Genomic DNA, 17,460 nt, shown 5'->3' on the forward strand with positions numbered 1-17,460 from the left:
CCTATATCATATCCTGTACACCGCCAGATTTCCCTAGGGTTCCCCTAGGGAAATCACTAAACCAATCGGTCAGTTCCTTTAGCACTACTTGTTTCTTATTGAAAATCTCGCCAAAAAGATCTTTATCAATAACAGTGCTTTCTTTTCTCATTATCTCTGATGCACCTATATAATCAGACAGACTTGAGTATTTATAGGAAAACAAATAGTCGATTGTTTTTTGTTCATTCTTTACTCCATCAATCTTCCAATTCTTATCAATGAGTTTAACCGGATTTAAATGAATATATGCAAAAAGATATCTAAAGTAACGATCATCACATACAAATTCTGATTTATATGGACCTTCAAATAGAGTCCCTGTTCTATTATTTTTTTTATTAAAATACATGGAATATGCAGTGCTGAGTTTCAGCATGAATTTACTTATTCCATCATCTTCTAGCGGGGTAAGTAAAATGTGAAAATGGTTTGGCATAAGACAATATGCAAGTATATTCACCAACTGCCTTTCTCGATCAACATCAAATACATTTTGTGCACCCAGGTCACGCACATTGAATGAATGAATGCTATTCGAGAGAAAAAGAAGTTTTACAAACCGTTCATAATCCTGTGGGACAAGAAAAACCTTTTGCTTACTATTACCGCGATTATATATGTGGTAATACTCGTTTTGGACAAATGATACACCTCGCGTACTCATATAATTTTATTAATTATATGACAACCCATCAAATCTCCCTAGGGTTCCCCTAGGGATTACACAACCCTTCGAATTTCCCTAGGGGAACCCTAGGGATTACATCGGGATTAGAAGAGAAAAACAACCTGAGGGGGCTCAGGTTGTTTTTGAATCTTCCTAGGGGAAGGTTAGAGATTATTAGTAGGAATTAGCTAGAAATAAGTATCTTAAGTGAGTAAAAAATAAATTGATATTAAGGACAGATAAATGTTGTATCATCTCCAGCCGTCACTGCTGCAGGAGCAGCGCCCTGTCCTGCCTTACCGGCACTGTCTGCACAATAGAAGTTGCTTGCCGGAGGAGCTATCAAAGGAGTACTCATACGCCATGCCTGTCCGCTCGTTGCGATTTCACAGGTGAGTGTACCACCTTCAGCTGCAACCGCTGCAATAATGTCTAATAATTTCTGAGTCCCACAAGCTCCAGTGTATGTATTACCGTCTGAGTACAAGAGTTCCATTTGAGCACGCGCGTTATTGACGTCTGACATCATTGCTGCATTTGAACCTTTATCTTGTGCGGTATTGAGTGATGCGAGCACCACTGATGCGAGGATACCGATGATAGCGATAACCACGAGGAGCTCAATGAGTGTGAAGCCGCGGGTAAATGTTTTTTTCATAGTAGAAATTTAATTGAAATAAGTGCCAAAACAAATAATATTTATGGGCAGACTGTAGCATTAGATGCAAGAAGATTTGCTGTCGCTTTCGAAGCTCCTGTACTATCTACACACCATGTAAGAGGGGCTCCTGATGTCGATCCCTTCAGAGGAACCTGGGCTGCCCAAGCTGATCGTACCCCACCGCTGTTTGTAATATCATGACATTGTGCTGTAGTGTACGTAGCAGGAGTACCAATAGCAAAAGCGGTTGATTGTCCACCCTTATATTTGTTTTCAGCATCATGAATCATGTTACCAATCGTTCCTGCTCCTGATCCACAAACACCAAAGAAATTTCTGGAATTTGATACGTAAAAAACTTGTGCTTGTGCGACGGCATTTTTAAGATTGGATTTTATTGCGGCGTCTGCACCTTTATCTCGAGCGGTATTGAGTGATGCGAGCACCACTGATGCGAGGATACCGATGATAGCGATAACCACGAGGAGCTCAATGAGTGTGAAACCTCGTTTGAATGTTTGTTTCATCATAAAAAATTATAAATAAGTAATATATTACTCCACGTAGTGTGGTTGCTATAATTATACGGTGTTTCTATATATTTAATTGTTGGAGTGTGGACAAGAAAACCCCTCGGGCGCGCGGAGCGCGCCCGAGGGGTTTTCACTATGGCTATTTTAAATGGCGCCGGTGAGGTTGTAGATAGGCATAAGTACCGACGCAAGGAGTACCCCTACCCCGAGGCCGAGGAGTACAATCATGGCTGGCTCAATAAGACCAATGAGCGTGTCTACCGAGTTATTTACCTCACGACGATAAAAGACGGCGAGTGTACTCAAGATATCCCCAAGTTTACCTGTTTCTTCTCCTACCTTACTCATCTGTGCAAGTACGCCAGGAATTTCTCTGTATTCAGAGATAGAATCAGCAAAAGACTTACCTGCCTTTACATCAGCAAGCGTAGTTTCGATAATTTCGCGATACACTTCGTTTTCTACGACGTCACTTGTTACCTCAAGTGCTTGCACCATAGAGATACCACTTGTAAGCATTGTGGAGAGGTTGTCACAAATACGAGTGAGGAAAAGTTTTTCATACAAGGATCCGAGGAATGGGATAGAGAGTTTGAGTTCATCAAGCATACGCTTCCCTGCTACTGTTTTTTTGAACTGGTAAAAGAACACCCCCGCACCCGCTATAAGCAGAATAATCAAAGGAAAGAAATTACGCACAAAGTCAGAGAGCGCAATAACTATTTTTGTATAAATAGGAAGTTCTTGTCCTGAATCTATGAGAATCTTACTCACACTTGGAATCACCAAGGTAAGCATGAGGAGCATCACGGCAACAAATACAGAAATAACAAATGCAGGATAGATGAGTGCATTGCGGGCCTTTGACACCACTTGGTACATACGGTCGAGATAGTCGGCAAGGTACATGAAAGTCTTTTCGAGCGTTCCTGACTCTTCTCCTGACTTCACCATACTGATATAAAATGGCGAAAATACGTCAGGGTGTCGTGCGAGGGCGTTTGAGATTGAGCTTCCTCCCTGTAGATTATCGCTAATGTCATTCAGGATATTTTGCATCATTTTGTTACTCGATTCAGCAGCGAGAAGACGAAAGATACGTAGCGCAGAAACCTGGGCTTCAAAAAGCGTTGCAATTTGTCGTGAAAAAATAACAATCTCCTTGTTGGTCACTCGCTGAAACCAAGTGATTTCAAAATTAAATGCAGTATCGCTTTTTTTAACCTCATCAATTGAAATAATGGTGTACCCACGCCCTTCCACGGTTTCAATCGCTGCCTGAATATTCTGAGCATCCACCGTTCCATCACGAGGAGTACTTTCTTTATCAACTGCAGTATACGTAAATAACATAGAATTACATTAAACGCTCAAGACCTTTTGGATTGACTGAATACGCAAATGCGTTCTCCACCGTAATTTCACCTTTTCGTACGAGCTCTACGAGCGAGCGATTCATGTCAATCATGCCAAGTTCCATTCCTGTCTCAATGACAGTTTGAATTTCATGAGTACGCTTTTCGCGAATAAGATTGGCGACAGCAGAATTGTTGATGAGGAGCTCATATGCAGGAATGAGTCCTCCCGAAATACGCGGAATGAGTCGCTGTGAAAAGATAGCGGTAAGCGAACCGGAAAGTTGCACTCGGATTTGGTCTTGCTGACCTGCCGGGAAGGTGTCGATGATACGGTCGATAGTCTGGGCGGCATTATTGGTGTGCAGGGTGGAAAGCACGAGGTGACCTGTTTCAGCTGCAGTCACCGCGGTAGAAATAGTCTCCCTTCCACGCATCTCACCCACCATGATGACGTCAACGTCCTGACGAAACGCGGAATGGAGACCTGTATGGAAGTCGGCAGTATCAACGCGTACTTCACGCTGGTCGATAAGTGACTTTTTTGCCTCAAAAATGTATTCAATCGGATCTTCGATGGTGACAATATGCTCTGAACGGGTGGTATTGATGAGTTCTACCATGGCAGCAAGCGTGGTGGATTTACCCTGCCCTACCGGCCCTACACAGAGAAAGAATCCTTGTGGACGTTGGGTAAACGATGCGAGCACCGGAGGCAGTGCAAGTTGTTCAAAGTTGCGTACAAAACTTGGAATATGGCGAAGTGCCAGTGATACCGCACCGCGTTGAAAAAATCCATTACCGCGAAAACGTATCCCACCATGTGCAGCAAAAGAAAAGTCTATTTCTCGTGTTTCAAGAAATTTTGTCTCTTGCTCTTTCGTAAGGAGTGTCTCAATAAAACCAGCGACGTCTTTGTTGGTCAAAACAGGTTTTTTAATAAGAGGAATGAGCGAACCATCAACACGAATGATAGGATGTGAACCCACAGAGAGGTGGATGTCAGAACCATGTTCTGATGACACAATATCAATGAGGTCATCAAGCTCTCTTTTATAATCAACGGTTGACATAATACTTATTTTGAAACGAGTTTTAATACTTCTGCAACGACTTCACTTGGAATGAGTTCTGCCTTAACAAGGTACCCTACTGCCCCCGCAGCGAGTGCCGCTTTTTTGTCTTCTTCCTCACTTTGGTTAGAGAGCATGATACACACAGGACTTCCTGCTAACTTATCTTTTTGAATACGTGCGAGCAATTCAGTACCTGTCATTCCGGGCATAACTGAATCGGCAAGAACAACATCATACGTGTTTTCGTGAAGCATACTAAGTGCAATATCTGCATTTTCAGCACTCTCAATGGTGTATCCTTTCTCGCTAAATTTTGTCGCGTACATATCCCGAAGGAATGCATCATCATCTATAAGTAAAATTTTCATAATTGTAGTATACGCTGTTACACTCCAGTTTTTTCGAGGTTATCGACATCTTCTGATTGATCTTCTTCTTTGAGTTTTACCTCTTCTCTGGCTGCTTCATCAGACATGAGCATTGAACCCCCCAAAGTACTCACCTCCTCAAATGGAATCATGTGATTTAGCGCCTTAATAATAGCGTCCTCTTTCATGCTAATAAAACCGCTTTTGCGGGCTGCTTTCAAAATAGCATCCTCATCTGCACTCTCAAGAATAAGTTTTTCAATTTCATCGTTCACCGTAATTGCCTCCATTACTGCCACACGACCCTTGGTACCACTTGAACACTCTGCACTCGGTTCAGCAAAAAGCACGTGGTCAGTTTGTGGAATAAGTGCGCGATACTCGATAGGTAAATCATTAAACTCATCCTCAATCATGCGTACAAGACTACTTTGAAGCATAATTTTCTTTCCGGAATCAGGACAAATACGACGCACAAGGCGCTGTGCAAGCGCGAGTTCGAGCGTAGGTGCAATAAGGTACGGATCAACTCCCATGTCAATGAGACGTGGAATCACACCCGCGGCGTTGTTGGTGTGAATAGTAGAAAGCACCAAGTGTCCCGTAAGCGCAGCTTGTATAGCGAGTTGCGCCGTTTCTTTATCACGAATCTCTCCCACCATGATGACGTCAGGGTCTTGACGCAGTGCAGTACGAAGACCGTTTGCGAAGGTGTACCCAATTTCCGGACGTACCTGCGACTGACTCACACCGTCCATGTTGTACTCAACAGGGTCTTCGAGCGAAATCACGTTCATCCCTACCCTATCTATTTCAGAAAGCATCGCATACAGTGTGGTGGATTTACCCGAGCCTGTCGGACCAGAAATGAGAATGATGCCGTACGGTTGCTTAATAGCCTTACGAATAAGCTCAATATTATGGGGTGATACTCCTGTTTCTTCGAGAGAACGTACACCAACCTCTGTGTCCAAAATACGCATTACCACCTTTTCACCATGACTTGTAGGGAGTACTGACACACGGAAATCAATGGGGCGATTGTCGATAGTTGCTGAAAAACGACCGTCCTGTGGCTTACGTTTTTCATCGAGACGTAGTGAAGTGAGAATCTTGATACGCGCCACTACGGCCTCATGCACTTTTTGTGGCAGTTCCAAACTTCGCACCAAAACACCATCAACACGAAAGCGAATAATTGTTTTTGTGTCTCGTGGTTCTATGTGAATATCAGATGCGCGCCCATCCACCGCATAGCGCAAAATAGTGGCGACAATTTTTGTAATTGGTGCATCTTCTTTAATGTGCTCTACCCCTCTTCTTTGTGGGGTGCTCACCATTGACTTTTTATCATCTCCCGATTCCTCTTTGAGTTCAGTTTCAAGCACGCTCAACGCCTCATCTACTTCTCCCGAAAGATTGGCGTACGAACGAACACCATATTCAAAGTCATGTTCAAGAATGAGCACAATTTTATAAGGCATCTGATCCTTTGCAGTAATAAAATTGAGTGCGTCACGAAAAGAGAGGTTCTCAGGATCGGTGATACCCACGATAAGAACATCGTCCTCAATTTCAATCGGAAGAATGCCGTAGTGGCGAGCAGAATCTTCTGAGAGATACTTGAGCACCGAAGCTTCGATACGTTCACGTTCGGTAATTTCTCGTGTAGGCAGGTCGAAGTATTCACCAATAGCATTTCGAATGATGTTTGCATCCACTCCTTCTGCAAGGAGCGCTTTTTCATAGGTAGAACCATCCTGAGTTGCACGGTCAGAAACACGCGCTTGTAACGTTGCGTCGACAATTCCCTTCTCTGCAAGTAGTGCGAGTAAATTCATACATTCAAAATAATTACCGGCAATTACTCAACCGGAGCGAATGGATTAGCACGGCCTGTCGAAACGTCTGGGATAGAAACTGTATAATCCACCAAAGTCCTAAACCGCTGATCCTCAAAAATTGACACATCAAGTGCATACTCATCAATCTGCCTTGTATCTGCAAGGATTTTTTGAGTACGCACCGATACATCAGTGTCCGACATACCTGCACCATCATCAACGAATTCTTCATCAGAGCCACTCGTCGCAACGTAATATACCCCGCCAAGAAGCAGTGCAATGCCGAGTGCAACGAAGAGATTTTTGAACAAACTAGACATACATCACACGTAATTACATTTCTGGTAACGAATAAGCACGCACGGTAACCTCATATTGTTGGAATGGTAAGTCATCTGCATCGAGTGATATTTTAATTACCTCAAATAAGGTCATACTCTTTTCTATGTCGAGAAGAAACATCTTAAACTGTTCGTATGTGCCAATAACTGCAAAAGAGATATCTGCAGTTTGTAATTCATCACTCTTCACGATGACATTTTCTGAGGTGGCATTACTTCGCACGAGGTCCGTGTCTCCACTCTCCACTTGTATGTTCCCAAAAAGTAAGCTGTGACGACGAGAAAGCGATTCAATATCGACAAGCAATTGTGTTGTATCGATTTCCTCTGGAACAAATCTATCTAGACGTTCGTTTTCTATCGCAGGACGATTTAATTTTGTGGAAATTTTTGCTTCAAGTTTGCTGGTGAAATTATTGTATTTCAGAACAGCATCTTCGTATTCTGCAATTTCTGCTTGTACAGCAACAATTTCGTCATACTTTGGATTTACAAAGAACACGAATAAAAGTATGGCAATTATAATTGTAAGAACGGGTGTAAGCGTGCGCAAAATCATGGCATTTGATTGTTACTCGTAGCGGTGCTTGGGGTTACTTTGTCAATGTCAGTTCCATTGTTCGTAGCGGACGCTGTATCAAGAGATGTAAAATTTTGTCGTATAGGTGTAGCACCCGTGTATGCAACTTTATCTTTCAAGAAAATACCCACCACTTCAAATCCAACACCCAGGGACTTTTCAGCACCTTTATCTTCTTCTTTTTTAGAGACCTCTTTTGAGTCATCAGCATTTGGATTTGCGATTGGCTCCGTAGTAATACCTCTCACTACAAAGTCAGAAAAAGTACTTCCTTTGAGAAGTTCCATCTTTTGCAGTGCCACCGAAGTGAGTGCTTTCGTATCTCCTCCAAGTGTTACTTCTGCTTCATAACCTGGGTCGTATATATATTCAAACGTTTTAAAGCGAACAGTTTGTTTTGTAATATTTTCAATTTCGGCAAGAACTTTTGATGTTGAGAGGTGATTGTTGAGCAAACCATGGGCAATGGTCAATTTTTGGTCATATACCTCAATTTCCTTCATTTTGCGTTCGTTATCGCTGCCACTCAGCCCATTGAGTTCTGACTGAACACTCTGGAGTTGATTATTGAGATACTGCTTATACACAAAAACACCTACTGCAGATATTACAACACCAGACAACATAATAGTACCCAAAAGATTCACAATGCGAATCGTATGCTTCTTTTTAACCTGCATCGGGATGATGCTCGGTGCTTGTCCAAATGAAGAACGAGGAATATATGCCATTTGACTTATTATAATGCCTGTAGACTAACTACAACATCTCTCACCTGTGGACAGGGTATTTATTATTCATTTTGAAATACACGCAACGCTACACCAAGTGCACCTGCAAAGGTAGGTCCCGCATGTCTGAGGGTGTCTTCAAGAAATGCCGGGTAGGACACCTTTGCAAATGGATTTGCTAAAATAGTAGGGCGCGAGAACATATCCTGCACATACGTTTGGATTCCTGTAAGTTGAGCGCCACTCCCGCAGAGTACAATTTTTTGTACGGCAACCTTATCTTCATCTTCGTAACGCTTAATCACCATATAAATTTCTCGAAGATCACGCTCGAGTGCACTGATGATTGTTTTTTGAATACGGACATCATCTTCCATTCCCCGTAGACCCACCGCGCGTTTTAAATCTTCTGCTTCTTTAAACTCAATTGCAAGCGTTTTTGCAAGTATACTCGTAATTTCTACACCAGAAAGGAGGAGGCTGTGCGTCTTCACAAGAACACCCTGTTTTACTATACAAAGTCGTGATGATGTAGCACCAAAATCAATAATGGCAACGACATCATCCGTAGGAGTGAGTACTGCGCGAATCATGCTAAAAATTTCAATCTCTCGAGCAATTACCTTAAGGCCACATCCTGCCATAATGGACATATACCGTTCCTGTGCTTCGTTGTAGATTGCAGAGACAAGTACATTAGTGACTCTTTCTTCGGGATGTACTCCGACAGGGAACCAATTTAATTCTACTTTTGTGAGTGATACGGGGATATATTTACGAGCTTCCACAGGGACCATTGCGTCGAGTTTTTCTTGTTCCACTGTGGGAACTTGGATTGTCGTGGTGAAACTCGCGTTGTAGGACAACGCGTACACAACATCTTTTGCTGTGGTTCCTGCTTCACGAAGTATATCAACAAGTGCCTCCACTATTTTAGGTGCAGGAAGATGTGTCCCTCTGCCGAGGTCGATACCTTCGTAAGGACCGAGTTGGAGTTCGCCATACGTCTCGAGTGTGGGTAGTCCTTTTACATCCTTAATTTGCACAACCTTAATAGACGATGTACCGATATCAATACCAAGCACACCGGAGCGTGTCGCAGCTTTCGCAGTATCCGTTTTGAGAAGTGATGTGAGTGTCGAAAGATCAAATGCCATAGGTGCTTTATATAGTTACATACATTCTAGCACTTGATGCTAAGATATTCACATGAAATTTGTTTATAGGTTTTTTTCACACCTATACGATATCGTCTTCCCTCCTTCAAAAGACGCACGACTGGTGCAGACACTTGATACTGTGACTATCGGAAAAATATATGTATGCCGTTCTGTAGATGGTGTATACACGCTCAGTGCGTATAGCGACCCGCGTATACGCGCACTTGTTCACGAAGCAAAATTCAAGGGGAATGAGCATTCATTTTTACTTTTAGGAACACTCCTGTCACTACATATAGGTAGACTGGAACATATTAACTACATCCTCCCTATTCCCCTTTCCAAAAAACGGATGCGAGCGCGCGGATACAATCAGGTAGCAGAAGTGGTGCGTCGTGCAACATGTTCTCCTCATACAATAATCCGCACCGATATCCTTGAACGCTCGCGCGACACGCAGCCACAAACAGAGTTACAGCGCGCCGAGCGACTCGTGAATGTCCGCAACGCCTTCGGCGTCGCGGACGGGAGCGAAATCACCGGAAAACACATCATTATTATTGACGACGTCATGACCACTGGCGCAACACTCCGCGCAGCAAAAGCCACCCTGTTACAGCACTCCCCCGCCTCCGTGACCTGTGTCGCACTTGCGCACTAGGGTACGTGTGCGCCCTATAAAAAAATATGGTATTCTTGCTCGCGTCACAGGCATATTTATTTCAGTGACGTGACACGCGTGTACGGTTGAAACAACATATCTGGAGAGTTGGCTGAGTGGTCGAAAGCACCTCACTGCTAACGAGGCAGGGTTTAAACGCCCTCGTGGGTTCAAATCCCACACTCTCCGCAGTGAATGAAGTGAGCAAGGAGAGCAAACAGTCTGGGAGACTGTTTGGGGATTTGAAGCCATTCAGAGATATTTTTTGAGTCCTGTGGACGAACAAAAATATCCTGAATGGGTACTGAAACTGTAGGTTTCAAATCCCACACTCTCCGCTCGTAGAAAATACCACCGTCAGGTGGTTATTTTCTTGAGCGGTGTGTATTGGACATAGTTTTTGATTTGCTACTGAATCAAAATCAAACAAAATGGTATCATTAATGCTGTTGATGGCTTTTATACTCTATGTCTACATGACCCAGTAATAAATAATTTTTTCTCTATGCAAAAATACCTACTTCCCGGAACCCTCGTCGCGTACGCTTGCATGGTCGTGATGAATTTTTTAGCGAATGGCCTACCCCTCAACAATCGCTCTACAGGCGATATATCTGATGCCTACCCAAATATCTTCGCTCCTGCGGGTCCCGCCTTTTCTATTTGGGGCTTGATTTACCTTTTGCTCGGTGCGTATATCATCTACCAATTTGTGAAGAAGGATAAAAAAACAGAGGACCTCTTCACAAAAATCAATCCACTTTTTATTGCTACTTCACTCGCCAACATCTCCTGGATATTTGCGTGGCACTATGACTTTATTGGTCTTTCAGTGTTTATTATGGCGACACTGCTTTTTCTCCTCATCAAGATTGCCGACATCCTTCGCGCTGAGCACTTTACCACACCCGAAAAACTTTTTATCTGGGCGCCTTTTAGTATCTACTTTGGCTGGATTACGGTGGCCTCCATTGCCAACATTACGGTGTTTTTAGTGAGTATTGGCTGGAACGGATTTGGCATTGCCGACTTTATCTGGACAAGCATTATTTTACTCGTCGGTGCACTCATTGGAGTACTTCGAATGAATAAAGACAAAAATGTCGCTTACGGCATAGTGCTCGTCTGGGCGTATGCATGGATACTATTTAAACATGTCTCTGCAGGTGGTTTTGATGGTCAATACCCGAGCGTTATCGCTACGGCAATTCTATGTTTACTGTTGTTTGTATTTTTTATTGGAAGGATACTGTATAAGAAATGCTGAAATATATGCAACCCATTATTGCAATAGAGTATTTACACTAATATATGAAAATAGTCTCGTTTAATATTGGGAACTTTATATGGATTATGTACACAAAAAGAGCGTTGCATTATGCTTTTCAGCGAAAAGATACAAATGCTGTTGTTGCTCTTGTGAAGAATGAAAATGCTGATGTTGTATTCTTGCAAGAAATCGCAACACATGAAGATGCAGATTTACTTCGTGACCACTTTTCCGTTTTTCCCTATTCATTAAAAATTCAAACCGAGACACACGCACTGTCACTTTTTTTGAGCAACTATCCAATTACTGAAATACACAGTACGTATAGTAATGATTATGAAATTAATGGCATTACCTTTTTTCCTATACACCTGCACGCCTTTTCCTCAAAGGTGCGTTCTGTGCAAACGAACCTTCTTCTTCCAGATTTACTAAGAGAAAAAGGAGTTATTCTCGGTGACACAAATTTTTGGATATATAACGATTTCTTTTTCTCAAAAAGAGACCGAGCTTCATACAATGAAATTATAAAAAATCATACTGATTGCCTCAAGCATCTTGGTGCAACATGCCGCATACAATTATCCTTAGATAAAATATTTATCACGCATGATTTAAAGGAAAAAGATGTCAAAATTGTAAAACATAAAGTTGGTTCGATTGACCATTATTTAATTTCTGCCACCATTGAGTGAGGTGGGTAACACACCATACATATCGTGGTTCTGAATCGCCCCTCCCACTTTCATTTTTTGATATATACTGAAACACATGCCCCACTCGCCCATCATTACTCTTGAAGACCTCGGGTATGAGGAGTTTTTTGATACCCATGCACCCATTGATAAAACAGAGGCTGTCATCGCGCGTGTTATTGCGGAGCACAAAGAGTCATACACCGTCAAAAGTATTCATGGTGAATACAGTGCGAAAATTACAGGGAAACATGTCTTTACCGCTTTGAAGCGAGCCGATTTCCCTGCAGTTGGTGATTTTGTCATTATAGAAATACTCGATTCTGAAAAAGCAATGATTCGAGACATTCTTCCTCGAAAAACCGTCCTCAAGAAAAAACACAACGACGCCAAAGATACACAGATAATAGGTACCAATATCGACACTGCTTTTATTATTGAGTCACTCGACCGAGACTATAATCTTAATCGCTTTGAACGCTATGTCGTGCTTGCACGTGAAGGGCACATTACTCCTGTTTTAGTACTCAATAAAAGTGATTTGGTAGAAGAAGACGTATTGCGTGAAAAGATTATGGAAATTCATCACCGATTCCCCGATATAGAAGTACTCACCACGAGCACCCGTACCACATCAGGACTTTCCGTGCTCAGAGAGCATATACATACAGGAAAGACGCATTGTTTTCTTGGCTCATCAGGAGTTGGTAAATCATCACTCATCAATACCCTCTTAGAAGACGACACCATTAAAACAGGTACGATAAGTGACTCCACAAAACGTGGCAAACACACCACCACTGCTCGTGAAATGTATTTCCTCAAAAATGGCGGTATCGTGATAGATAATCCTGGGACACGCGGAGTGGGAGTAGTGGAGGTTGAGACAGGTATCACAGAGACCTTTGATGACATCGTCTCCCTCGGGACCGAATGCAAATTTGCTAACTGCACACATATGCGTGAGCCAGGATGTGCAGTGCAAAGCGCCATTCAGGAGGGTGAGTTGGATGAGGCACGGTATCAAAATTACTTGAGGCTTTTGAATGAAAACAAATATAACGAAATGAACGACTTAGAAAAGCGCAGAAAAGATAAGAAATTTGGGAAGTTAATTAAAAAGACGTTACGTGAACTTAAGGAACCAAGCGAATAAAACTCCCGCGGCCCTAGGCCGCGGGAGTTTTTATTATTCATTCCTCTTGTTTCGTTTCATTTCTCGTTCAAGGCGAGCGACCTGCACTTCCAGTTTCCCCGTACGATTGCTATACGCAGAATCAAATTCCTTTACACGCCCTGCAAGTGACTCTGCAATATCCATGATTCCCGTCACATCTTCAATCGCAAGCAAGATGATGGGAGGAAATTTTTTCGTTGTCGCATCTTCTTTATAGTACATCTGCCGTGCATTGAGGAGCATCACCTTTCTCCCAATTGCGGGAAAAATGTGTGTGACTTCAAAACCGTTAAAAAAAGTATTGTGTGGAAGAATCTCTTCAAGCAATTCGCGAAGTGCGGGTATATCCCATTGACCATTTCCGAGTGTATACACCACTTTCCCTTCTGTATCATTTTTTTCGACTTGAAACATCCGATAGAAGGGTTCGTTTGCTGCCATCACACAAAAGCGACCATCAAGAATGAGCATCGGCTCTCTCACGACATCAACCACTGTCTTGATATACACCCAACTTTCATTCCACAATTCACCAAAGAGGTCGTCGGTAAGAATTTTTTCTTGCATCCCCGCTTCTGTCATCGTGTTATTTGATATTGTCATACAATGTTTTTATACCCTTAAACAATTCTCCTTGTTCTCCTTGTATTTGCTAGCCGTATACACAAGCATATTATTGCAGTCATTCGTAACCTATTCCTCAATGATGGAAATTATGATATAATCGTGGGTAAGAACAACTTCAAAAAACACCAATCTGTCATACTGGTGTAATCCTCTACGGTACAGACTCTAAGGTTTTACCACTCCAATTCAAGCGTTATCCGTCACACACCCACGCGTGTGTAATACCTCTGTAATATGTCTGGTAGCAGTACGGCATACCTTTATATATGATTTCACAAGCACACATGAAACGACAGCGAATTCTTCTTACCGCTGGGTACGATGATTTTGGTGTGAATCTCAAACGCTACGCACGTTCTCGGACACACAACCTCCCGCTTACCGACGACCTCATCCAAGATACCTTCCTCAAAACCTGGAAGTATCTTGTTAAAGGAGGGAAAATAAAAGTAATGGAGGCATTTCACTATCATATTTTAAAGGCACTCATTATTGATGAGTATCGAAAGCGTCAAACGACGTCTCTTGATGGGCTCATTGAAAAAGGATTTTCTCCTGGAGTAGACACTACCGATCAAAGTATAGATATACTCGACGGCACACAGGCAATCGCGCTCATCGATGAACTTCCGCCAATGTATCAAAAGGTGATACGTCTCAGGTACATACAGGATTTATCTATTGCAGAAATTGCCTTGATTACGGGAAAGACACGCAACACCGTGGCGGTACAGATACACCGCGGACTTGAAAAACTAAAGGTGCTCTATACACAAAATGTGGCTAAAACACTCGTTCGTAGGCGTACCTTGTAATAATTTGGACAGGTACACGGCATTATAAATAGAACCACTACTCATGTGTACAGATATTATTCGCATAAGAAATATTTTTATGTTTAACACACAGAACACTCAAATGACCGCTGGTACAAAAATGGTACTTGGCATGGGACTCGCGCTTCTCAGCATCATCGCGGTAAGCCTTCCACTCTTTGCAAATGCTGCTTCATACGCATATGTAGATGCACAGGGAGAAGTTCGCTCAATTACCGCACCGGACTGGAGAACTGCAATCAACACTGCTCCAAACATTCACATGCATAGTGGAGTACTTCTCCTCAGTACCGCAGCAGACTTCACCATTGTTGGTGACGATGTTAAAGCATTCTAATACCACTCCATACATTTAAGAAAGGGGATACCGCCACGGTCTCCTCTTTTTTAGACACATCGTAGGACAATACGCATATTGCGCGTATGATGGATACAGACACTACTCGATAATCCCCTATTTTATGACCTCATATACTTCGACGCGAACAATCCTCAGCGCCGGTCTCATGATTGGTCTCTTCTGCGTACTCAGTATTCCCGTGAATGCACGAGCGGCAAGCACAAAACCTTCTTGTGTACTGACGGCAAGTACGTCGGCAGGAGTACTGACCACTAAAACCAAAGATTCTATCTTGCTTCCCGCAGGTGAGACGGTAGAAATTGCTTGGAAAAGCAAACATGCAAAATCTGCCACCGTAAACCCAGGAGGAAAAATTGCGAGCTCGGGTGTTGCCACGCAGACACCAAGCACAACCACCACGTACTCCTATCGCTTTGTCTCAGGCAGCAAATCTGCTACCTGTGCCCTTACCGTACATGTCGTGAGCGGTACCATCACACAATCGACAGCGCAGAAAAATTCGAAAGCAGTACTTTCAGGAACTGCTTCTGGTACAAAAAGTGTGCAGGTACGTATCTACAAAGAAGGTGCAGAAAAAGCACTCTATACGAGCAAAGTGATTACGGTAAAGAAAAATGTATGGAAGACTACCGTCACGAAAAAACTTCCCGAAGGTACCTATACGGTAGTACTTTCAGGCGAAAAAAAGTTTGAACTCAATACTATTACAGAAAAAACTCTCACTGTTGGGAACCAGGTGGTGAAAGACAGCCCTTCAGTAGACACCACACTTGTGGTAGCGGCGGTACCGCTCCTCATCGGAGGGACCGCGCGAGGAGGATCAGCAGTGAGCGTCTCCTATCTCCAAGTGATTAACGTGGGAAATGCACCCGCTCTGATACAGGGCTTTACGGTGAAGCAAAATGGCTCTGCATCAACAGATGCAATCATTGGACTTACCATTTCCGATGACGCGGGAGTGATACAGGGGACTCTTGGGGAACAGTTGGTGCAAAACCTTTTAAAGATACGGTTGCAACAATCCCCACACAAGTACTCCTTCCTCCCGGAGACATGAAACTGTTCACCATCAAAGCACTCCTTGCCTCGAATGTCTCACCCTACCTCGGTACACAATTAAAACTCTCCGCGACCGATGTAAAAAATAATGCAAAGACAAAAAGCACCTTCCCTATCGCAGGGACGACGTGGACTATTGGGCTGTAGGTACGATGCACCAAAATACCGCGCGCCAAAGGCGTGCGGTATTTTCTATTTTCTTATTTATGTTCTACTTTTTTTATTTACTTATTTATTTTTTATTTATTTAACGTATAACACTCGCCACCGCCTTCACGAGACCAGGAGTCGTCACCTTTGGCACAATCTCCCCCGCTGTTGGCTTCTTTACCAATCCCGCTATTTTTTTTGCAGCAGCAATTTTCATCTCGTCGGTTATTTTTGTAACATTTCTATCAAGTGCCCCACGGAAGATGCCGGGAAATACGAGTGAATTGTTGACCTGATTTGCATAATCTGAGCGACCCGTCGCCACCACACGCGCACCTGCAGTGAGCGCGTCCTCGGGCTTTATCTCGGGAAGCGGATTGGCGAGCGCAAAGACGATAGCGTCTTTTGCCATACTCTCAATATGTGCGCGTGTAATGGTGCCTGGGCCTGAGACACCGATGATGGCGTCTGCGCCCGCAATTGCATCAGCAAGGAGTCCCTGTACGTTCTCGGGGTTCGTCATGCGCGCAAGGTCGTTTTTGTATTGTGGCATACCCTTGCGGCCTCGATAGATGACGCCCGTGCTATCGGTGACTGTGATATGAATAATTCCCGCTTTGATAAGAAGGAGTGTAATAGCCCGCCCCGCAGCGCCGGCACCCGTCACCACCACCTTGAGATCCACAAATTTCTTCTTTACAACCTTTGCAGCATTCATAAGTCCCGCAAGCACCACAATCGCCGTACCGTGCTGATCATCGTGCATGAGTGGAATAGTAAGTTTCTCCTTGAGACGTTCTTCTATTTCAAAACACCGTGGTGCGCTGATGTCTTCAAGATTTATTGCGCCAAAGGTTGGAGCAATATTGAGTATAGTCTTGATGATTTCTTCGGTGTCCTGTGTATCGAGCACGATTGGAAAACCGTCTATGTTTGCCATTTCTTTTAAAATAGCACACTTCCCCTCCATCACCGGAAGTGCGGCGATAGGCCCCAGATTTCCGAGCCCAAGTACCGCAGAACCATCAGAAATAACGGCGACGGTATTGCGCTTTATCGTATACATGCGTGCCTCCTCCGGATGCTGAGCAAGGTGGCTCGATACCGCACCCACTCCTGGTGAATACATCGTGCTCCAATCGTCACGTGTTACCAGTTTTCCTTTCGAGACCACCGAGAGTTTCCCCTGCATCTTCTTATGGAGCGCAAGTGCCATCTTTGCGTAGTCCTTTTTTACTACTTTTTTTGCTTTCATAGTTTCAAATT

General features: G+C 43.3%; 21 protein-coding genes and 1 tRNA gene. 9 read left to right on the plus strand and 13 right to left on the minus strand.

Translation table 11 applies throughout. From position 1 onward, the window contains the following. Window position 1: 1 nt before the first annotated feature. The 11 genes from IPH92_03145 to pilM form a co-directional block, all read right to left on the minus strand. A complete protein-coding gene (locus IPH92_03145) occupies window positions 2–706 on the minus strand; it encodes a transposase (protein QQR64536.1) in 705 nt (234 codons plus the stop codon). Window positions 707–938: 232 nt separating this feature from the next. Next, a complete protein-coding gene (locus IPH92_03150) occupies window positions 939–1,367 on the minus strand; it encodes a type II secretion system protein (GenBank protein ID QQR64537.1) in 429 nt (142 codons plus the stop codon). Between the two features lie 41 nt (window positions 1,368–1,408). Beyond that, on the minus strand, window positions 1,409–1,897 hold the full coding sequence (locus IPH92_03155) for a type II secretion system protein (GenBank protein ID QQR65451.1): 489 nt from the start codon (window positions 1,895–1,897) through the stop codon (window positions 1,409–1,411). A 150-nt stretch (window positions 1,898–2,047) separates the two neighbouring features. Continuing rightward, entirely contained in the window at window positions 2,048–3,256 is a 1,209-nt protein-coding gene (locus tag IPH92_03160) for a type II secretion system F family protein (protein QQR64538.1), read from the minus strand. 4 nt (window positions 3,257–3,260) lie between these two features. Then, entirely contained in the window at window positions 3,261–4,331 is a 1,071-nt protein-coding gene (locus IPH92_03165) for a PilT/PilU family type 4a pilus ATPase (protein ID QQR64539.1), read from the minus strand. Between the two features lie 5 nt (window positions 4,332–4,336). Continuing rightward, the gene (locus tag IPH92_03170) at window positions 4,337–4,702 is read right to left on the minus strand and encodes a response regulator transcription factor (GenBank protein ID QQR64540.1); all 366 of its coding nucleotides are present in this window, start codon (window positions 4,700–4,702) and stop codon (window positions 4,337–4,339) included. A 17-nt stretch (window positions 4,703–4,719) separates the two neighbouring features. After that, window positions 4,720–6,543, minus strand: a complete 1,824-nt coding sequence (locus IPH92_03175; GenBank protein QQR64541.1) for a type II/IV secretion system protein — start codon at window positions 6,541–6,543, stop codon at window positions 4,720–4,722. A gap of 23 nt (window positions 6,544–6,566) precedes the next feature. After that, complete coding sequence (locus IPH92_03180; protein QQR64542.1) at window positions 6,567–6,866, minus strand: hypothetical protein; 300 nt, start codon at window positions 6,864–6,866, stop codon at window positions 6,567–6,569. A gap of 13 nt (window positions 6,867–6,879) precedes the next feature. Beyond that, window positions 6,880–7,446, minus strand: a complete 567-nt coding sequence (locus IPH92_03185; GenBank protein QQR64543.1) for a hypothetical protein — start codon at window positions 7,444–7,446, stop codon at window positions 6,880–6,882. Continuing rightward, window positions 7,443–8,198, minus strand: a complete 756-nt coding sequence (locus tag IPH92_03190) for a hypothetical protein (GenBank protein QQR64544.1) — start codon at window positions 8,196–8,198, stop codon at window positions 7,443–7,445. The genes IPH92_03185 and IPH92_03190 overlap by 4 nt, the downstream gene beginning before the upstream one ends. A gap of 62 nt (window positions 8,199–8,260) precedes the next feature. Further along, the gene (pilM, locus tag IPH92_03195; protein QQR64545.1) at window positions 8,261–9,355 is read right to left on the minus strand and encodes a type IV pilus assembly protein PilM; all 1,095 of its coding nucleotides are present in this window, start codon (window positions 9,353–9,355) and stop codon (window positions 8,261–8,263) included. Window positions 9,356–9,407: 52 nt separating this feature from the next. Here pilM and IPH92_03200 point away from each other — a divergent pair, with 52 nt between their 5' ends. From IPH92_03200 to rsgA, 5 genes are all read left to right on the plus strand, one after another. Further along, on the plus strand, window positions 9,408–10,019 hold the full coding sequence (locus IPH92_03200; GenBank protein QQR64546.1) for a ComF family protein: 612 nt from the start codon (window positions 9,408–9,410) through the stop codon (window positions 10,017–10,019). Between the two features lie 102 nt (window positions 10,020–10,121). After that, window positions 10,122–10,208: transfer RNA gene (locus IPH92_03205), tRNA-Ser, on the plus strand. Window positions 10,209–10,524: 316 nt separating this feature from the next. Next, a complete protein-coding gene (locus IPH92_03210; protein ID QQR64547.1) occupies window positions 10,525–11,286 on the plus strand; it encodes a tryptophan-rich sensory protein in 762 nt (253 codons plus the stop codon). 44 nt (window positions 11,287–11,330) lie between these two features. Then, window positions 11,331–11,984 (plus strand): hypothetical protein, encoded by a 654-nt coding sequence (locus IPH92_03215; GenBank protein ID QQR64548.1) that lies wholly within the window; start codon window positions 11,331–11,333, stop codon window positions 11,982–11,984. Between the two features lie 76 nt (window positions 11,985–12,060). Next, entirely contained in the window at window positions 12,061–13,140 is a 1,080-nt protein-coding gene (gene rsgA / locus IPH92_03220; GenBank protein ID QQR64549.1) for a ribosome small subunit-dependent GTPase A, read from the plus strand. A 33-nt stretch (window positions 13,141–13,173) separates the two neighbouring features. Here rsgA and IPH92_03225 read toward each other — a convergent pair whose 3' ends face one another. Further along, window positions 13,174–13,764, minus strand: a complete 591-nt coding sequence (locus tag IPH92_03225) for a PAS domain-containing protein (protein ID QQR64550.1) — start codon at window positions 13,762–13,764, stop codon at window positions 13,174–13,176. A gap of 290 nt (window positions 13,765–14,054) precedes the next feature. Here IPH92_03225 and IPH92_03230 point away from each other — a divergent pair, with 290 nt between their 5' ends. The 4 genes from IPH92_03230 to IPH92_03245 all read left to right on the plus strand — a co-directional run bounded on the left by IPH92_03230 (window position 14,055) and on the right by IPH92_03245 (window position 16,191). Next, window positions 14,055–14,603, plus strand: a complete 549-nt coding sequence (locus tag IPH92_03230; protein ID QQR64551.1) for an RNA polymerase sigma factor — start codon at window positions 14,055–14,057, stop codon at window positions 14,601–14,603. A gap of 43 nt (window positions 14,604–14,646) precedes the next feature. Continuing rightward, window positions 14,647–14,961: a hypothetical protein gene (locus IPH92_03235; GenBank protein QQR64552.1), complete on the plus strand. Its 315-nt coding sequence runs from the start codon at window positions 14,647–14,649 to the stop codon at window positions 14,959–14,961. A 124-nt stretch (window positions 14,962–15,085) separates the two neighbouring features. Beyond that, window positions 15,086–16,042: a hypothetical protein gene (locus IPH92_03240; protein QQR64553.1), complete on the plus strand. Its 957-nt coding sequence runs from the start codon at window positions 15,086–15,088 to the stop codon at window positions 16,040–16,042. After that, window positions 16,039–16,191, plus strand: a complete 153-nt coding sequence (locus IPH92_03245) for a hypothetical protein (protein ID QQR64554.1) — start codon at window positions 16,039–16,041, stop codon at window positions 16,189–16,191. The genes IPH92_03240 and IPH92_03245 overlap by 4 nt, the downstream gene beginning before the upstream one ends. Window positions 16,192–16,291: 100 nt before the next feature. Here the strand turns inward: IPH92_03245 and IPH92_03250 are convergent, their stop codons facing one another. Continuing rightward, entirely contained in the window at window positions 16,292–17,449 is a 1,158-nt protein-coding gene (locus tag IPH92_03250) for an NADP-dependent malic enzyme (protein QQR64555.1), read from the minus strand. Between the last annotated feature and the right edge of the window lie 11 nt (window positions 17,450–17,460).

It is taken from the genome of Candidatus Kaiserbacteria bacterium (genome assembly GCA_016699245.1).
Classification (GTDB): domain Bacteria; phylum Patescibacteriota; class Minisyncoccia; order Phycocordibacterales; family UBA918; genus Damh-18.

Bases quoted from the DNA above. Each gene is read 5' to 3' on its own strand.
- IPH92_03215 (QQR64548.1), top strand. From the start codon at position 11,331: ATGAAAATAGTCTCGTTTAATATTGGGAACTTTATATGGATTATGTAC.
- pilM (QQR64545.1), bottom strand. From the start codon at position 9,355: ATGGCATTTGATCTTTCGACACTCACATCACTTCTCAAAACGGATACT.
- rsgA (QQR64549.1), top strand. From the start codon at position 12,061: ATGCCCCACTCGCCCATCATTACTCTTGAAGACCTCGGGTATGAGGAG.
- IPH92_03185 (QQR64543.1), bottom strand. From the start codon at position 7,446: ATGATTTTGCGCACGCTTACACCCGTTCTTACAATTATAATTGCCATA.
- IPH92_03180 (QQR64542.1), bottom strand. From the start codon at position 6,866: ATGTCTAGTTTGTTCAAAAATCTCTTCGTTGCACTCGGCATTGCACTG.
- IPH92_03170 (QQR64540.1), bottom strand. From the start codon at position 4,702: ATGAAAATTTTACTTATAGATGATGATGCATTCCTTCGGGATATGTAC.
- IPH92_03155 (QQR65451.1), bottom strand. From the start codon at position 1,897: ATGAAACAAACATTCAAACGAGGTTTCACACTCATTGAGCTCCTCGTG.
- IPH92_03210 (QQR64547.1), top strand. From the start codon at position 10,525: ATGCAAAAATACCTACTTCCCGGAACCCTCGTCGCGTACGCTTGCATG.
- IPH92_03160 (QQR64538.1), bottom strand. From the start codon at position 3,256: ATGTTATTTACGTATACTGCAGTTGATAAAGAAAGTACTCCTCGTGAT.
- IPH92_03150 (QQR64537.1), bottom strand. From the start codon at position 1,367: ATGAAAAAAACATTTACCCGCGGCTTCACACTCATTGAGCTCCTCGTG.
- IPH92_03145 (QQR64536.1), bottom strand. From the start codon at position 706: ATGAGTACGCGAGGTGTATCATTTGTCCAAAACGAGTATTACCACATA.
- IPH92_03190 (QQR64544.1), bottom strand. From the start codon at position 8,198: ATGGCATATATTCCTCGTTCTTCATTTGGACAAGCACCGAGCATCATC.
- IPH92_03200 (QQR64546.1), top strand. From the start codon at position 9,408: ATGAAATTTGTTTATAGGTTTTTTTCACACCTATACGATATCGTCTTC.
- IPH92_03230 (QQR64551.1), top strand. From the start codon at position 14,055: ATGATTTCACAAGCACACATGAAACGACAGCGAATTCTTCTTACCGCT.
- IPH92_03235 (QQR64552.1), top strand. From the start codon at position 14,647: ATGTGTACAGATATTATTCGCATAAGAAATATTTTTATGTTTAACACA.
- IPH92_03165 (QQR64539.1), bottom strand. From the start codon at position 4,331: ATGTCAACCGTTGATTATAAAAGAGAGCTTGATGACCTCATTGATATT.
- IPH92_03245 (QQR64554.1), top strand. From the start codon at position 16,039: ATGAAACTGTTCACCATCAAAGCACTCCTTGCCTCGAATGTCTCACCC.
- IPH92_03175 (QQR64541.1), bottom strand. From the start codon at position 6,543: ATGAATTTACTCGCACTACTTGCAGAGAAGGGAATTGTCGACGCAACG.
- IPH92_03225 (QQR64550.1), bottom strand. From the start codon at position 13,764: ATGACAATATCAAATAACACGATGACAGAAGCGGGGATGCAAGAAAAA.
- IPH92_03250 (QQR64555.1), bottom strand. From the start codon at position 17,449: ATGAAAGCAAAAAAAGTAGTAAAAAAGGACTACGCAAAGATGGCACTT.
- IPH92_03240 (QQR64553.1), top strand. From the start codon at position 15,086: ATGACCTCATATACTTCGACGCGAACAATCCTCAGCGCCGGTCTCATG.